Below are 326 nucleotides of genomic sequence, written 5' to 3'. Positions count from 1 at the left end.
ATCCTGCAGCAGGTGCGTTACCCTTTCGGGAATGTAGCTTTCAATTTTCTTGTCCATCGATCCAGTTCGCTTTGCGTTGTGCAGGTGAGGAACATCACCAAAGGTATGTTCAAATTCTGACAGTGGTCGTAACGCAACGTTGACACAGATCGCTCTTCTCGCAAAGATTAGGACGATAGTCCTAATATCGTGTGCGTGAGACGACGATCTGCCGGAAAGCTCGCTTCACGAATACCCGGGCCAAGATGGGGGCATCCGAATGCGAAATCCGCTCAAACAAATCCTGATGTCGCTTGCAGCTTGTGTCCTGTGGGGCAACTCATCCG

Origin of the sequence: Lutimaribacter marinistellae, from assembly GCF_042648365.1 — a bacterium.
Classification (GTDB): Bacteria; Pseudomonadota; Alphaproteobacteria; order Rhodobacterales; family Rhodobacteraceae; genus Lutimaribacter_A; species Lutimaribacter_A marinistellae.
The sequence above is the reverse complement of the archived record's forward strand: the minus strand, read 5'-3'. Positions refer to the sequence as shown.